General features: G+C 36.6%; 15 protein-coding genes, 1 tRNA gene, 2 pseudogenes and 1 riboswitch. Of the genes and pseudogenes, 14 read left to right on the top strand and 4 right to left on the bottom strand.

The window, feature by feature from the left end; all coding sequences use genetic code 11:
* Positions 1 to 8: 8 nt before the first annotated feature.
* Positions 9 to 929 carry a sodium:calcium antiporter gene (locus WIW72_RS04290; protein WP_337699831.1) on the top strand — a complete coding sequence of 307 codons (921 nt, stop codon included), beginning with the start codon at positions 9 to 11 and terminating at the stop codon, positions 927 to 929.
* Positions 930 to 951: 22 nt separating this feature from the next.
* Positions 952 to 1,800, top strand: coding sequence for a translation elongation factor (locus WIW72_RS04285; protein WP_337699833.1), 849 nt, complete (start codon positions 952 to 954; stop codon positions 1,798 to 1,800).
* On the opposite strand, the gene WIW72_RS04280 is transcribed toward WIW72_RS04285, so the two are convergent.
* Positions 1,779 to 2,054: a YidH family protein gene (locus WIW72_RS04280; protein ID WP_443294820.1), complete on the bottom strand. Its 276-nt coding sequence runs from the start codon at positions 2,052 to 2,054 to the stop codon at positions 1,779 to 1,781. The genes WIW72_RS04285 and WIW72_RS04280 overlap by 22 nt on opposite strands.
* Before the next feature lie 116 nt (positions 2,055 to 2,170).
* Between WIW72_RS04280 and WIW72_RS04275 the strand changes: the two genes are divergently transcribed.
* Complete coding sequence (locus WIW72_RS04275; protein WP_337699835.1) at positions 2,171 to 3,205, top strand: DEAD/DEAH box helicase; 1,035 nt, start codon at positions 2,171 to 2,173, stop codon at positions 3,203 to 3,205.
* Positions 3,206 to 3,287: 82 nt separating this feature from the next.
* Here the strand turns inward: WIW72_RS04275 and WIW72_RS04270 are convergent, their stop codons facing one another.
* Positions 3,288 to 4,727, bottom strand: a complete 1,440-nt coding sequence (locus WIW72_RS04270) for an MFS transporter (RefSeq protein WP_337699837.1) — start codon at positions 4,725 to 4,727, stop codon at positions 3,288 to 3,290.
* Positions 4,728 to 5,128: 401 nt separating this feature from the next.
* Between WIW72_RS04270 and WIW72_RS04265 the strand changes: the two genes are divergently transcribed.
* Entirely contained in the window at positions 5,129 to 5,317 is a 189-nt protein-coding gene (locus tag WIW72_RS04265) for a hypothetical protein (RefSeq protein WP_337699839.1), read from the top strand.
* A 123-nt stretch (positions 5,318 to 5,440) separates the two neighbouring features.
* Positions 5,441 to 5,584, top strand: a pseudogene (locus WIW72_RS04260) (putative integrase); the annotation flags it as partial.
* 33 nt (positions 5,585 to 5,617) lie between these two features.
* On the opposite strand, the gene WIW72_RS04255 reads toward WIW72_RS04260, so the two are convergent.
* Positions 5,618 to 5,690, bottom strand: a tRNA-Asp gene (locus tag WIW72_RS04255).
* Positions 5,691 to 5,934: 244 nt separating this feature from the next.
* On the opposite strand from WIW72_RS04255, the gene WIW72_RS04250 reads away from it, so the two are divergent.
* The 8 genes from WIW72_RS04250 to WIW72_RS04215 all read left to right on the top strand — a co-directional run bounded on the left by WIW72_RS04250 (position 5,935) and on the right by WIW72_RS04215 (position 13,930).
* Positions 5,935 to 6,792 carry a DMT family transporter gene (locus WIW72_RS04250; protein ID WP_337699841.1) on the top strand — a complete coding sequence of 286 codons (858 nt, stop codon included), beginning with the start codon at positions 5,935 to 5,937 and terminating at the stop codon, positions 6,790 to 6,792.
* A gap of 186 nt (positions 6,793 to 6,978) precedes the next feature.
* Positions 6,979 to 7,061: riboswitch (Fluoride riboswitch) on the top strand.
* Positions 7,062 to 7,075: 14 nt separating this feature from the next.
* Positions 7,076 to 8,026, top strand: coding sequence for a respiratory chain complex I subunit 1 family protein (locus tag WIW72_RS04245; RefSeq protein ID WP_337699843.1), 951 nt, complete (start codon positions 7,076 to 7,078; stop codon positions 8,024 to 8,026).
* 6 nt (positions 8,027 to 8,032) lie between these two features.
* Positions 8,033 to 8,671: a hydrogenase gene (locus WIW72_RS04240; protein WP_337699845.1), complete on the top strand. Its 639-nt coding sequence runs from the start codon at positions 8,033 to 8,035 to the stop codon at positions 8,669 to 8,671.
* Between the two features lie 5 nt (positions 8,672 to 8,676).
* Positions 8,677 to 10,011: a proton-conducting transporter transmembrane domain-containing protein gene (locus tag WIW72_RS04235; protein ID WP_337699847.1), complete on the top strand. Its 1,335-nt coding sequence runs from the start codon at positions 8,677 to 8,679 to the stop codon at positions 10,009 to 10,011.
* Complete coding sequence (locus WIW72_RS04230; RefSeq protein ID WP_337699849.1) at positions 10,008 to 11,186, top strand: formate hydrogenlyase; 1,179 nt, start codon at positions 10,008 to 10,010, stop codon at positions 11,184 to 11,186. Before WIW72_RS04235 ends, WIW72_RS04230 begins: the two co-directional genes overlap by 4 nt.
* Positions 11,183 to 11,794 (top strand): NADH-quinone oxidoreductase subunit B family protein, encoded by a 612-nt coding sequence (locus WIW72_RS04225; protein WP_337699851.1) that lies wholly within the window; start codon positions 11,183 to 11,185, stop codon positions 11,792 to 11,794. Before WIW72_RS04230 ends, WIW72_RS04225 begins: the two co-directional genes overlap by 4 nt.
* A complete protein-coding gene (locus WIW72_RS04220; protein WP_337699853.1) occupies positions 11,791 to 13,551 on the top strand; it encodes a proton-conducting transporter transmembrane domain-containing protein in 1,761 nt (586 codons plus the stop codon). The genes WIW72_RS04225 and WIW72_RS04220 overlap by 4 nt, the downstream gene beginning before the upstream one ends.
* A gap of 19 nt (positions 13,552 to 13,570) precedes the next feature.
* Positions 13,571 to 13,930, top strand: coding sequence for a hypothetical protein (locus WIW72_RS04215; RefSeq protein ID WP_337699855.1), 360 nt, complete (start codon positions 13,571 to 13,573; stop codon positions 13,928 to 13,930).
* Between the two features lie 105 nt (positions 13,931 to 14,035).
* On the opposite strand, the pseudogene WIW72_RS04210 reads toward WIW72_RS04215, so the two are convergent.
* Positions 14,036 to 14,596, bottom strand: a pseudogene (locus tag WIW72_RS04210) (IS6 family transposase); the annotation flags it as partial.
* Between WIW72_RS04210 and WIW72_RS04205 the strand changes: the two are divergent.
* Positions 14,563 to 15,135, top strand: coding sequence for a hypothetical protein (locus tag WIW72_RS04205; protein ID WP_337699856.1), 573 nt, complete (start codon positions 14,563 to 14,565; stop codon positions 15,133 to 15,135). The pseudogene WIW72_RS04210 and the gene WIW72_RS04205 overlap by 34 nt on opposite strands.
* The last annotated feature ends 1 nt before the right edge of the window (position 15,136 follow it).

Here is a 15,136-nt window from a genome sequence, read left to right as displayed (position 1 = left end):
ATCGCGTATTGATAGTTAGCAATTTACTGATAATATTTCCAATACTGGTTTTATCTGCAGAACTCATTGCTAGAGGTGCAGAGAAACTTGAAGAATTCATGGGACAAGGTATGGCAGGCGGAATAATAATGGGTCTACTTACAGCACTACCCGAAACTATTTTTGTAATTATTGCTTCCATAAGGGGTGAACCCTATATAGCTTTAGGCTCTGCAATAGGCGGAAATGTCATGCTATTTACATTTGGAGTAGGCTTACTCGGGATTTACAATTTCTTGAGGTGGAAGAAAAATCTCGTAATCGCTGAGGACTATTCGGTGGAGCATAGATTTCTGATCGCTTCAACCATGCTACTACTAATTGTTTTGATATACGGTTCTCTGGACATTTATACGTCAATCCCCCTCCTCAGTTTGTACGGATACTACACTTATTATAGAGTGAAGAAATTCGTAAAAGAGGACAGAGAGGAAGCAGAGAGGGAGGAAATAATAAAGGCTGCTCTGTACTTGGTTATGGGTGCATTTCTGCTAATCCTTTTTTCAGAACCTTTCATTGGTGATGTGGCTGAACTTTCTAGCTATTTTCATATACCCTCAATCTGGTTAGCATTAATATTGACCCCGTTAGCAGGTGAATTAGAAGAAACGATAACCGCAATACGACTTACGACCACCTCTGAACGTGGAGGGTCTTTAGCGATATTCGACTTCGTTGGTAGCAAGATACAGAACGCCACCGTGCTCTTAGCGATAGTAGGCTTGTTTAACGACGTTAGACTTCAACCTGGGATGAGTGAAATAGTTGCGACATTGATAGCTAATACTTTTGCGATCTTCATACTTATGGACAAAAACTTAGGGTTAAAGGAGTCAATAATGCTCTTGTTTGTATATTTCTTAGTAGCGTATTTTACACTAGTCTTTTAAATCTGGCTTTTCTTACTCACTTATGCTAAGAGGTTCAATAACGACCGTGCTGGCTTCAAATGAGGAGTTAATAAAACAGACTGCAGAAAAGCTGGGTAAGAAAACGGAGAACAACATTTACTACAAAAAGATAGGCGAGCTTATCAGGTCAGTTTTAACTCCTACTAAGCTACTAGACCAAGCTGAAGCTCTCTCAATATCGTCGTCCTTTTATCTGGTCATGAATCAACTTACCGCGATAGAGGGCGAACTCGCGTTATTAGCTGAAGCTTCGGGGTTAAAAGGGGTTGTTATTCCGCCTCCTGATAAAGAGACCTTCAGCAAGGTCTTTAAAGAGCTCTCAATTAGTAACATGATCTCAGAGTTCGTGGAACTGGACGAGCCGGTGAGCGATCTTGGTTACGTATATATCGATAGGGCTTTCAATGTAAAAGGTGTAGGAGTAGTAGTTCTGGGTTTTGCACTGACTGAAGTAAAGGCTCACGATAAGCTCGTTGCATTACCGATGAAAAAAGAAGTGGAAGTAAAAAGCATACAAGTACTTGACGAAGACCAGCAAGCTGTTCAACCTGGGACTAGGATAGGTTTTGCATTACGTAATGTGAAGCTCGAAGAAATAGAAGGTGTAACTGCTCTAATTAAATCTGGCATTAACCTTACTAACGTAATCAGGGATGTAAATAAGTTCAAATGGGCTTCAGAAGCTAGTAACGTTCACGTAGTTGCTGGCGGTTTTAAAGTATTGGGAAGTATCAATGGAAATGAAATAAAACTAAACGGAGAGATTCCAACAACCATCAAGAGGGCAATAATTTTGAATATGAACGCTAAACCTAAGACCCCAAGAGTCTACGGGTATGCACTGATGTAAAGGCTCACCACTAGAGCCACCGCCAATAATGTTAATAGTCCAGTATAAATCCACATAGGAGTTAATTTAACCTCAAACTTGTTTTCTTTTATCAGCTTCTCGTCCTGCAAATACTCGTAGAAACCGTAAAGGAGCGTAGCTATTCCCATGATTATCATTATAACACCTCCGAGAAGGGAAGATGATGTCAGAGGTTCGTGGGCTAAAACGTGTAGAAAAATTTGAAACTTGGCTATAACGAATCCGAATCCCATTAAAGCTATGGATGTTCTCACCCAAGCTAAGAATGTCCTCTTAGAGGCTAGATGATCTCTCGCACTAATTTCGACACACCTATAAGCTTATTAATTGCGGGGACTACTTAGCGTTTATGTTCAGCGAAGAAGTAGATAAAGCTTTGAAAGAAATGGGCTTCAGCGAACTTACTGAAGTCCAAAGAAAGACAATCCCGCTGATGTTGAGCGGGAAAAACGTAATAGTAAGGGCTAAAACCGGTAGCGGAAAGACAGCTGCCTTCGGAATTCCCATTGTAGAGCTTGGGTATAAATCACTTGTGATTACCCCTACCAGGGAACTCACCAGGCAGGTTTCATCTCACATTAAATCTATCGGTAAATACAAGGGGATAAAAGTGGCTGAAATATACGGAGGCATGCCTTACAACAGACAACTTAGAGAGTTAGAAGGTGCCGACGTTGTAGTTGCTACCCCGGGAAGATTATTAGACCTATGGGGAAAAGGAGAAATAAATCTAGAGGAGTTTGAGGTAGTCGTAGTAGACGAGGCAGATTTGATGTTGGACATGGGTTTTATAGAGGACGTTGAGATGATTTTATCGCATACGACCAGTAGGAAGATAACGGGACTCTTTTCAGCTACTATACCCAAAGAGATAGAAGCCTTAGCATCTAAGTTCGTGGACAACCCCGAAAGGGTTTATGTGTGTGAGGGACTAGCTAACGTTGAACACAAATTTCTTGAAGTAGAAGATGATTGGAGGTCAAAAGTTAGGAGTTTAAGGGAGGAAGAAGACAGCGGAATTATCGTATTTATGAGGACTAGAAGTAGGGTAGCTAAATTAGTGCACTTACTAGATAACGCTGTAGAACTCAGGGGTGATTTACCTCAAAGGGTGAGAAACGAAAACATAGATGCGTTTAGAAGAGGGGAATATGATATCCTCGTAACAACGGATGTTGCGTCCAGAGGTATTGACATACCGTTAGTCCACAAGGTTATCAACTTTGACGCTCCTCAGGACTTGAAGACGTATATACATAGAATTGGTAGGACTGGGAGAATGGGGAAAAAGGGGGTTGCGATAACTTTCTTAACTCCAAGAGACTTTTGGTTAGAAAGAGAAGTAAAGAAGTTATTAACAAAGGAGACTAAAGTAGGAGTTTAAAAACAATAGAAAAAGCCTTTATTTTAAGTCCTTGAAAGCGCAAAGTAAAGTAAAGAAAAAAAGATGTTTCTTAAACCCGAATTCAAATTCCTGCTTCCGCCTCGTTCACTTTCTCCAAGCTTTGTCCTATAGTGTTTGGTAAAACGAATATTAGCACTATTCCCATTACGACCATCGGTACTTGGAACAGTACCCAAGTCCCAAGAGATCCTAAAGTCGGTATAAAGTCTAAGATAATTGCAGTAGAGATAGCAGCTCCTAGATGTGCAAATCCGTCCGAAAATGCGAAGGATGTAGCTCTTGCATAAGTAGGGACATTTTCAGTACCGTTAAGGTAGTTCATTTGATTACTCCAACCTACTCCTATGAAGTTCGTTAAGAACATTGCCACAAAAGCTAGAGTAGTATTGTTTTGAAGCACGAAATACACTGACAACAAAACTCCTAGTAACATACCAACAGCATAAGCTATAGTAGTCAGAATTGACCTCCTAATTCTCTCGACTATGAACCTAAGGGCTATCGCTCCCAGAAAAGTTCCTATACCAGCAGTTCCGAACAACACAGTGTATTCGTTAATTAAGGCTTTGTCGTTACCATAAACACTATTAACCCAAAGCAGGAATTCGGTCAAGTACGGGTACTCGCCGAAGTAGAAGAAGAAAATAGATAACATGACGGAGATTATCCTTATAGCATATTTCTTGTTGAGGAACACTGTAAGAGGATTCTTCTCTTCTACTTTGTACTGCAGAGGGTTATAAGGCGGGAGTTCAGCTACTTTAGCCTTTACCTTTGCTTCTTCCTCCATCTTTCTAACTAACGCTTCAGCTTGGTCTATTTTTCCTTTCAAGGCTAGCATTCTAACTGTCTCGTCTGCGTGAGACCTTATAACGAGTACTATAAAAGCTAAAGTAGCACCTATTAGGAATATTACTCTCCAACCTATTGCTGGGTTTAGAATGTCTATTATAGATGCTAAGAAGGGACCCAGTCCTAGCCCTGCCCATCCGGCGATGTATACCAAGTTGAAGTATTGACCCCTCTTAACAGCAGGTACCATTTCTACCAGATAAGTAGGTACGAGAATTAAGTCTCCACCTATACCCATTCCAGTAATGAACCTAAAAACAAGAAACATAGGATAGTTTACTGATAGAGCGTTACCAAGACTACCAATTGCAGTTAAAAGTGCCGTAAACATTAGCATCGGTTTCCTTCCTACCTTGTCAGCCAGATATCCCAAGATTAAGGCACCTGGTATATAACCGAATAATCCCATTGACACTACGGTAGTTGCCTCTGTCGTCGTTAACCCAGTATAAGGAAGTGATGTACCGGAGAATGCTACACCAATATCAATGACGTCATAAAGTGCGATGAAATAACCGAAGGCTAAAGCAAGAATAACTGAGATGGGTAAGACCATTGTAGGGAGTCTGTCTATTCTAGCTGTCAATTCCGCTACTTTTGAGTATACATCGGGACTTTTTTTAGTTGGGCTTCCTTGAGGATTTGTCATTGCAAATGAAATTTTATCAGTTGTTAGTATTTAAGTTTTTTATACAATTCAAAAATAGTAAGTCCAGTTTTAGTAAATAAGGTATTTATAACCAAAAAGAAGTAGCAAGAACGGGAAAGGGCACTCTACTAATATTAAGAAAAGGCAAAAGTATCACTACCTCTTAAAATGCTAAAAAATCGTTATAAGGACAATTTCTGAGGCTTAAACAGAGAGCTCCCGGTTAATTATGAGAGACACTTCTTAATTCTCTCTTCACTTATATTACCTTGTCTAAGAGCTAATTCGAATTTGATTAGATCCGATGCGGAAATTTGAAGGTTATTATCAACCGTGCTTTCCAAGTCCTTTGTGATAACTCCTTTGAATTCATCATAATTAGCGTGGGGGGTTTTAGGGGGATGTCCCCCACAGACGATTATGAGATAGTCGGTTGGGTTTGGCTAACGAATTACGGTGAGTTAAAGTCGAACGACGTGAACGTAAAACTCAGTGATGATAAGAAGTATTTCATTTATAATAATAAGAAATATTTGCCGGGCGTCTACTACCTGGTTCGAAAAAACGGTCTTGAGGGTTTAGTCAGCTAAAAATTCCTCAAGTCTATTTGAATTTTTCGCACAAATGAGTAATCTTTATCGTCTCCTTCCAACTCCACACTGGTCGTTCTATTAGAATGAGTATTTAAACCCGCGTTACTTAACATTCTTAAAGTGCCTAGTTTCTACGTTAATTCTAAATTCTATGTGAAAGATATTAAAGGAAAGTATTATGTTTACTCCATAGAGAAGGATGAAGGCGGTAAGCAGAGGCATCATTACATAGCACCTTTAGATAAGATAATTGAGACATACGTTAGCATTGGGGGTGGGATCCCCCCCCCCACACAACGCCGCGGCCGGGATTTGAACCCGGGTCAGGGGCTCGACAGGCCCCCATCCTAGACCGCTAGACTACCGCGGCATGCTTCATTTCTTATTCATATTTTGTTCGTATTTAAAATTTACTTGGTAAAGGTCGAACTATCATAAGGCGTTACGTTCTTAACCGGTAAGCGAAAGGGTGTCTCGTAAGTAATAAGAGGTTACGACGAAGATTCGTTTGAAACTTGACCTCCAGTAACTTCTACTCTAGTGATGAGTAACGTGCTCTAATACGTAAATTTTATAAACGTAAACTTTTAATCCAGTCTCAGCCGCGATTCACGTTGAATAAATTACTCTTAATGTACTTAATACCTTACGTCATAATAGGCACATTTCTTTATTCCTTCACTAAGGAAGGGTTGGAATATTCTTCTCCCCCCGTGTTCATGGAAATGAGGTACCTAATATCTGGGATTATACTGTTCTCTATAACACGCAAAGTGTTGATCAATAAGGACATACTTCTACTCAGCTTATTCACGACCACTAGCACAGCCTTGTGGAGTTACGGGTTACTATACGTCCCCCCTTCGGAGTCTGCAGTACTCAGCTATACAATGCCTTTGTTTGCTATTCCTATATCCTATTTCATTTTGAACGAAAGACCTTCAATTAATGAGGTAACCGGAATTATTATAGGCTTTTTCGGGCTCATGGTATACGCCAGTTCTCTGGACGTTTCATTGATAGGAGCAGTCCTGACGATTACTAACGCTATATTTTGGGCGATGTTTACGGTTTATTACAGAAAGTTGAGGGGCTTGAACCCGTTAATGGTTAACGCATCCCAATTTCTCTTGGGTTCTTTATTCTTTCTAATCATAATACCTTTTGACTATAAGTTCGACCCTTCGCCGTCGTATTTAGTCTCGTTCTCTTACAGTACTTTTTTAGGTGGACTGTTAATGTTCTTGCTGTGGAATATGATGCTTAAGGTGGAAAAGGTTAGTAAGATAGTAGTCTTAATATTTTCGATACCTATATTCAGCACGTTAGTTGACTATGTTAGGGGCGTAATTGAGGTCAACTTTCTGGTGATTCTAGGGATAGGGATCATGTTTAGTGGTTTGGTGATCTCGCAACTTGGTAGTAACGAGAGGAAAGGGATTCGTATAGGCGGGAATAGACTGAGGAGATAAGCACTAGAAGTTTTTTAGTCTTGAAAAGGAACATTTATGGAGATGTGCGAATTGGTCTTTACTGATAAATGATGAATGCACGTCAAGGCGAAGCAGTAAATAAATCTCAATGACAAATATAAATGTTGTCTTTAGAGTTCATAAACAGCATATTTAAGACGTGAAATAAAGATACTTTTGCTAACCCGTGAGGTGGGGTATGGCGTCACCCCGTGGGTGAATGCCCCAAACCGCCTCCTTTAATGGAGGCTGATGACGCCTACTTCTCTAAAAGGTGAGAAGTATGGCGTCAGATGTGGCATTAGTAATAGAAACTATAATCCAGGTATTTACAGTAATTTTAATTTCTCCTCTATATCAAGGAATTTATGAAAAATTTAAGGCTTTTGTAGAAGGAAGACTAGGTCCTAGTTTCCTTCAACCTTATTATGACATATTTAAACTTATAAAAAAAGAGGTAGTAGTAACTGAGAATTCTTCATTTCTATTCATTTACTCACCTTATGTAATTTTTGGAATCTATTTACTGATTTCATTTGTAATCCCCGTAGTATATCCAAGTCCAATTTATCTTACTCCTACTGTGGATTTCTTAGGAGGTGCTTTATTATTTTCCTTGGCCTCTTTCCTAAAACTAATAGGCTCCGTTGAAAGCGGAAGTAATTTTGTTGCATTAGGAGTAAGTCGTGTTCTATCTTTTACCTTTCTATCAGAAGCTACACTTATAACGGTATTTTTTGGAGTAGCTTTGATAACGGGTACAAATAACCCATACATTACATTAAAATACGTCTCACAAGATATATCACATTATCTTCAATTGGATCACCTCTTTATAACAATATCATTTTTTATGTTATGGTTATTTGAAACTGGGAAATTACCCGTAGAAAGTTCGGGATTAAGTGAATTGGGCATGATAGATGACGCTTTACTTTATGAATATAGTGGTAAGCTTTTAGGTATATTAAAGTGGAGTTCATATATTAAACAGTATCTATTAGGTTCCGTACTTCTTAATGTATTCCTTTTTCCCTGGCTATTGCAAACTGGTCCTTTAGGAGCTTTACTTGATATCTTTATAATGTTCTTAAAGTGGATTTTTCTAATTTCAATATCAGTAATAATAAATACTACATTGGCTAAGTTTAGGCTCTTCAAAGTGCAGGACTTCTTGGCAGTGTCTTTTCTTCTTTCCATTCTTTCTATAATTATAGTAATTTTAACAGGGTGATGAAGTGTGATTAACACGCAGTTGTTAGAGTTAATATCTACATCAATTATAATATCTGCATTATACATTCAAGGTCAGGCGTATTTTAAGCCTATTATTTACGTTCAGGCAATACAGTCTGCGTTAATATCTATCCTAACGTTTTATTTAGGTTTCGCGTTAAAACTAATTGACTATATAATTCTAGGTATTACAATAATCATTCTGAGATCATTCCTCATTACGTTTTTCTTGATCAGAGGTTTGAAAGCTAAACCTGGAATTAGAGAAAGCACTCGGGGAGTAGCGTCGGAATTAGTTCTAAACCTAGCGTTCTTCTTCCTTGCAGTGTTAATAATTTATTACTTTGTTTTAGGAAATATAGGCATAACAACTGAAGCGGGAACAAACACGTTAATAATCTTTTCTTTCATACTGTTTTTCCAAGGTCTTTTCTTGATCGCTTCAAGAAGAAGCACGATAGCGCAAATTATCGGATTCATTGAAGAAGAGAACTCGATCGTACTGTTTGGTATTTTAATTATACCTATACCGTTTTTAATAGAGGTAAGCATTTTCTTGGACGTCTTAGGTCTAGTCATAATAACCTCTTTGTTAACCTTAGAAAAGTTAGAGCATATTAAATTGGAAGAGTTGAGAGGGTGAGGAAAATGTTCCTAGAGCTCCTCTTATTGTCAAGCCCAATTATTGTGAACATCGGTTTCTTTAATACTAGGTTACTTAAGACACTCTCTCTGGCATCCTCGTCCTTAGATCTCATAATATCGCTGCTGCTCTACTTTAAAATCCCCGTTGAAAGCACCTTTTTCATAGATAAGGTAACAATATATTTCTTATTCATTGTGTGCTCAATATATTTGTTATCTGTGTTGTATTCACTCAAATATATAGAAGTCAAGGAGAGTAGAGGTATCGTAAGCGAAAAATTGTATTATATCCTATTGAATTTCTTTGTAGCTTCAATGATATTTTCCACAATAATAAACAATTACGGTCTTATGTGGGTAGGAGTTGAGCTTACTACTGTTACCTCGGTACTTTTGATAACTACTGAGTATTCAGATATATCGTTAGAAGCAGCATGGAGATATATAATTATAGTATCTGCTGGGGTTACTATAGCATTATTCTCAGTAATATTGATTTATTATGAATATCACACACTAACAGTCACTTCAATTCTTAGCTCACAACCTAAAGACAGTTTGATAATAAAGCTAGCAGTAGCATTTGCCCTAATCGGGTTCGGCACAAAGGTGGGGGTTTTCCCAATGTATACATGGCTCCCAGACGCGCATAGTGAATCACCTTCGCCGATAAGCGCCCTATTTTCGGCTTCACTCTTGCCAGTCGCAATGTATGTGTTATATAGAATTTACCAGATCTATCCTCTTACTAATCTATATGTACTGCTTCCTACTTTGTCAATTATTACAGCGTCTATAATATTGTTCAAACAATGGCATATAAAAAGAATGTTCGCGTATTCTACTATAGAAAATATGAACTTAGCACTGATAGGGTTAGTAACAGGCCAAGTATTCGGGGCTATAATACTCCTATTAGCACATGCATTTGGTAAAGCGGCTGCTTTTTACTCCTCTGGCGTAATAATTAAAACGTTTAATGAAAAGAAAATAGACGAGATAAATGGATTATATAAAATGAAAATAACTTCTAGCTCACTGCTTTTATCGTCAATGGCTGTTACTGGGGCACCTCCATTTGGGACATTTATAGGAGAGTTTTTAATACTGAAAACTCTATTTCAATCCGGATACATAATAGAATTTTCATTTATTATAATATTCTTAGCATTAATTTTCATTTCTATAAATTATAACGTAAGCAGGATGATTTTCTCTAAACCAAAATATAATAGATCACTCAAGGAACCACAATTAATGTCGCTTGTCTCCCTCATTTCATCAATTATTTCATTAGGAATAGGAATAATTTTAATTATATTGGGTGTTATAGAATGAAATATTATAAATGGTCTGATAAGGGAGAGGGAAGAAAAATAGGGAAAATAGGAAATTATTGCCTTTATGATAAAGTCATTACGGAAGAGACTTGTGAAGAGATAAACATAAGCCCAGATGTTAAAAATTATGGGACATTCAAATTCGTATATGGTCCTTCAGCTGGAGGGTTATTAGAATCGATTAAATTTGATATAACTACAGATGGCGAAAGAATACTAAATATAAACAGCATCCCCTATAAAATTAGGAAAATAAAAGTTACTGGATTATCGTGGGAAGATGCACTACTTAAAATAGAGAGAATAAACGCTCCATTTAGCGTCTCACACACAATAGCGTTCTTGCTTGCCTTAGAAGACGCAATGGATATAGAGCAAGATTATCAAACCCAATTGAAAAGAATAGCTTTACTTGAACTAGAGAGAATAAGAAACCATTTATTTGTCATTGCTAGACTAACAGAAACTGCGTCCTTGAATGTTCCCACATTTCACTTACTTTATTTAATAGAGGAAACTAATAGATTAATAGGAAAGCTATGTGGGCATAGATATTTCTTTGGAGCTAACTATATTAATAAAGTAAATTGTAATTTTGAAAAATTATTTAAGATATTAGACATAGTTAAGGAGTTTAGATTAATATTTGAAGGACTCCTGGAAAGTAGAATATTTATCGATAGATTGCAACAAAATGGTATATTAAGAGATAGTGATAGCATAGGCCCAGCAGCTAGGGCTGCGGGATTAGGATATGACGCAAGGTTAGAGTTAAATATACTTCCATATAAAGAAATTGGGTTTAAAATAGTTAGAGCAGAAGATGCAGATGCCTTTGGAAGATTTCTAGTTAGAGGTTATGAAATTATAGAGTCTTCAAAAATGTTAATGGAACTAACTGATATTATAAAAGACAATACTAGTACAAAAGAATATAAAGCAATAAACGATGAAGAAGAGGGATTAGCCAGAGTTGAAAGCCCTTCAGGTGATTTAGCATATTACGTAAAAATTAAGGAGGGAAGAGTAACATCTGCCCAGCTTCTATCACCATCCTATGTTAACCTTAAATCTTTTATGAAAAGTGTAAAAGGGACGATTTTTACAGATTTTCAATTTAATTGGGAAAGTTTTGGAATTTGGATAAGTGAAATAGGGGTGAATTTAGAATGAAAAACTGGTGGTTTTTACGGGGAGTAAGAAAAGGGATTCTTACAGAAAAGACTCCTAAGGATATTGCTGAATGGAGCACTAAAATAGAAGGGAAAGGAGTAGCTAATTGCCCAACCAAAGCAATAGAAAATGGAAAATGGATAGCTGAACGGTGCATATTCTGCAGGAGATGTTATCCTAACTATAAACCAAACTTAAATTACGAAATCTCAATTATAAAAGGTACACAAAAACTATTCAAGAAATCATTTTTTATTTATCCCATTGACGCTGGTTCTTGTGGAGGATGTAATATGGAACTAAAATTAATTTCGTCACCGCAATATGATATGACTAGATTTAGAATATTCTTTACTAATACACCGAGACATGCAGACGCTATTATAGCAATGGGCACTCTAACAGAGAAAATGAAAGAAGTAATAAAAGAAGCATATAACGCTATGCCAGAACCAAAGCTAGTAGTGTTATTAGGAACGTGTGCCATATCTGGAGGAATTCTAGGAGAAGCTATACCATTAGAAGCACAAGTCTTAATTCCAGGTTGTCCGCCTAATCCTTACACAATACTAGATGCCTTAATAAAGGTGAAAGGTGGGAAAAAATGAACATAATATATTTAATAGCCCCATTTTTGATATCTCCTGTAATATCAATTTTAAATAGAAAGTTAGGTTATCTATCAATAATATTGGCTTCCCTATATCTTCTGATATTTTCTTTGTACAAATACCCTTATGAGTTAAATACACTATTTATTACTATATCAACAATAGTTTGGATTTTAACATCTATATTTTCTATAAAATATGACAATTATGGAAGTTGGCTATCTCCCTTATATGGTGTAACAATTTTAGGAATTGTGATAATATTAGAATCTAGTAACTATATTGAATTTTTATCAGGATGGGAGATAATGTCAATTCCAGCTTATGTTGCAATTGGACTCACAAGAAAGGAATTTAGACCAGCATATATATTCATGGCTTTTGGAGAGCTGAGTACAGCTTTACTGCTTGCTTCTTTTATAATAGCTTCAGTCGATACTAATACTATATCGTTTACTCAGCTAATATCCCCATTACCGTTAATTTTAGCCACATTTGGATTCTTAACAAAAATGGGAATAACACCATTTATGGTATCAGAGTGGTTGCCGATAGCTCATGGCACGGCACCCTCCAACCTCTCTTCAGTATTAAGCTCTACCATGACGTTAATGGGAATATATGGTATTCTGAAAATGTCCGATTTAACTCAAAACATACCTATAGCGTTTTCATTACTTGTATCTATCATAGGTGCATTCAGCGTATTCTTTGGGTCATTATACGCTTATGTAAATGAGAACACAAAGGGGATATTAGCATTTAGTACAATAGAAAATAATGGTGCAATGTTAGTTTCAATAGGTCTCTTTATGTTTGCAAAACAACTAGGAATTACTTCTACAGAGAATATAGCATTTTATACTATTATAATATACTCATTTGCACATTCGATAGCCAAAGGTGGATTATTCATGAGTACTGGAGTAGAGGAAGCACAAGCCATATCATTCTCTAAAAAAGTAAGAGATAAGTATTATGTTTTAGGATTAGTTCTCTTAACATCCTCAATGTCTGGTCTTTTACCGAATTTAGGAGGAATAGCAGCGTGGTTAACCCTAGAAAACTTATTCATAATTTCGTATATATTACATAGTTTAATTTCTGTTATATTTATTGTTATCGGGTCTATAATGGCAATGGGAGACGGTTTTGCCACAGCTTTATTAGTCAGATATATTACATACTTATCACTCTTTAGAGTTGATCGTAAGAAAATAGATAAATTGCTAGTAATACCAGTATTAATTTCTGGAACGTTAATATTGGTTTTTGGCAATATTTTGCCCTATCTACTATATCCCTATAAAACTTCATTACCTCAATTAGGAATTCTAGGTAATTTGCTTATTGTAAATGAATACAGTAACAAAATCTTTGGTGCAATATCCCCCTTATACATTACCCTTCTTATAAGTATGTTTTCTATAGTAACTTATCTAGTTTTTGGAAAGCCTAAAATAAGAAGAGTTAAGATTTGGAATAATGGTGTTAACGATCAAGAGGAATATACTGCATTCGCCATGTCCAATAATATAAGGCTTATGTTAAGGAAGATTCTAAAACCAGAGGAAAGCGGATATCTCCCTAGTTATGGGATTGACATATTCTGGGAATATATTTATAAATTTTCCAGAGAAGCTAGAAACTTTGGAGAAAAATTCGGACGTGCTTTAATAAATAGTTCAATCTCATGGTATATTGTATATATTATAATTGTATTAATAATAATTTCATTAATAATTACAATATGATATGGGGTAAGACTATTCCATGTTCAAAAGAAGAAGAAATAAAGAAACAAATAGAAGAAACGAAAAAGAAAATAGAAGAACTGAGAAGGAAAATAGAAGAAACGAAGGAAGATTTGGAAAAGATTTACGAACTCCAACAGATAGCCATAACTTGTATGAAGAAGAATGCACAGAATTACTGAAAGAACTGCTGGAATTGTCATCTAAAGAAGCCTCATTAATATTTGAGTTATCTCAATTACTAGAAGAGGCTAAAATAGAGACAATAAGACTGTCTGGACTAATAGCATCATGCAAATTAGAGGATAAAGAACCAGCGAGCGAATTATATAAAGAATTTGAGAAAATGTTTTCTAAATATGTAAAGAAGGGAGAGTAAAAATGACATGTGAGGGTACTATTACTATCATTTTATGAAGGATTAAAACAAAATGGTTGTCCAATCTGTAGATTACTTGATAATTTCGGAGTGTGGACAACAATTTCATTCATTTGAAATATTTACATTTATTATCACCCCCTTATCTAACAAGTACGTTGGGGTGTAAAGGATATACTAGGAAGAATGTTGATAACCACCTAGTTATTGTGATTGTTAGTATTCCAAGGGAAGTGGAAGTCCATTGATACAAGTGTTTAAGCTTCTGAACCCTTGTTCTGCGTAATCCCTCTCGTTGAACTTCTCGTGTTCTACGTTTAACCATGAGAAGGCGTTGTATGCTGTTGCCCCATCGTGCAAGTAAATTACCTTATCAATTCTTCTCCTAAACACCCTCATTGCTATTTCCTCAACCCTTCATGTCCACAAGAACTACCAAGACACGTACCCCGCTCCTAACGCTAGTAAATGAAGAAAGGTACCCTTAGTTTTTACATCCCTAACGATCCACACGTAGTAATACCTCCCCCTCACAAGCCTCACCTTAGTCTCATCAATAGCGTAAACACCACTCAATGGCACAGCATACCTCACATAACTCAACCTCCTATGATAGTAAAGCAGAGTGGAATGTGGTAAAACTGCCCTCCAAGAGGATAATCTGGAATAACGGAAAGTGTGAGAAAAGATTCAGTTCGTTAATATTCGTTCCGGGGTTAATGGTTTTACTGCTCGGAATTATAATGCCTCATCTTATTTACCCTTATGAGACCTCTTTGACTTCTCTAGGCATGTTTTGTCTAATAGTAACCCAATATCAAGGGAGAGTTTTCGGAGGTATATCGCCCTTATACGTATTCATATTAATAGTAGTTTTATCGGGAATAACTTATGTTGTATTTGGAAAACCTAAAGTGAGGAGAGTGAACGTTTGGAATAACGGTGTAAGAGACCAAGAGGACTACACCGCTTTTGCGCTATCTAATAACGTGAGATTAATGCTGAGAAAGATTCTGAAGCACGAGAGCGTTTACGTAAACACAGACTCTACTGATATATTTTGGACACTAATACTGAGGTTAGGAAGAAATCTTAGAAAAATGGGAAAAGTGTTTGGAAGAAGTTTCGTCAATAGTTCAATACAATGGTATATACTTTACATGGTCCTGACGTTAATAGCATTAATAATTTTATTGTCACTATAAC

The sequence above is a fragment of the Stygiolobus sp. CP859M genome, assembly GCF_037389975.1.
In the GTDB taxonomy this organism is placed as follows: domain Archaea; phylum Thermoproteota; class Thermoprotei_A; order Sulfolobales; family Sulfolobaceae; genus Stygiolobus.
Note: the sequence above shows the minus strand (reverse complement) of the source record. Positions and strands in the feature narration are given on the sequence as shown.

Bases quoted from the DNA above. Each gene is read 5' to 3' on its own strand.
- WIW72_RS04285 (WP_337699833.1), top strand. From the start codon at position 952: ATGCTAAGAGGTTCAATAACGACCGTGCTGGCTTCAAATGAGGAGTTA.
- WIW72_RS04280 (WP_443294820.1), bottom strand. From the start codon at position 2,054: ATGGGATTCGGATTCGTTATAGCCAAGTTTCAAATTTTTCTACACGTT.
- WIW72_RS04275 (WP_337699835.1), top strand. From the start codon at position 2,171: ATGTTCAGCGAAGAAGTAGATAAAGCTTTGAAAGAAATGGGCTTCAGC.
- WIW72_RS04270 (WP_337699837.1), bottom strand. From the start codon at position 4,727: ATGACAAATCCTCAAGGAAGCCCAACTAAAAAAAGTCCCGATGTATAC.
- WIW72_RS04265 (WP_337699839.1), top strand. From the start codon at position 5,129: ATGTCCCCCACAGACGATTATGAGATAGTCGGTTGGGTTTGGCTAACG.
- WIW72_RS04245 (WP_337699843.1), top strand. From the start codon at position 7,076: ATGGCGTCAGATGTGGCATTAGTAATAGAAACTATAATCCAGGTATTT.
- WIW72_RS04235 (WP_337699847.1), top strand. From the start codon at position 8,677: ATGTTCCTAGAGCTCCTCTTATTGTCAAGCCCAATTATTGTGAACATC.
- WIW72_RS04230 (WP_337699849.1), top strand. From the start codon at position 10,008: ATGAAATATTATAAATGGTCTGATAAGGGAGAGGGAAGAAAAATAGGG.
- WIW72_RS04225 (WP_337699851.1), top strand. From the start codon at position 11,183: ATGAAAAACTGGTGGTTTTTACGGGGAGTAAGAAAAGGGATTCTTACA.
- WIW72_RS04220 (WP_337699853.1), top strand. From the start codon at position 11,791: ATGAACATAATATATTTAATAGCCCCATTTTTGATATCTCCTGTAATA.
- WIW72_RS04215 (WP_337699855.1), top strand. From the start codon at position 13,571: ATGTTCAAAAGAAGAAGAAATAAAGAAACAAATAGAAGAAACGAAAAA.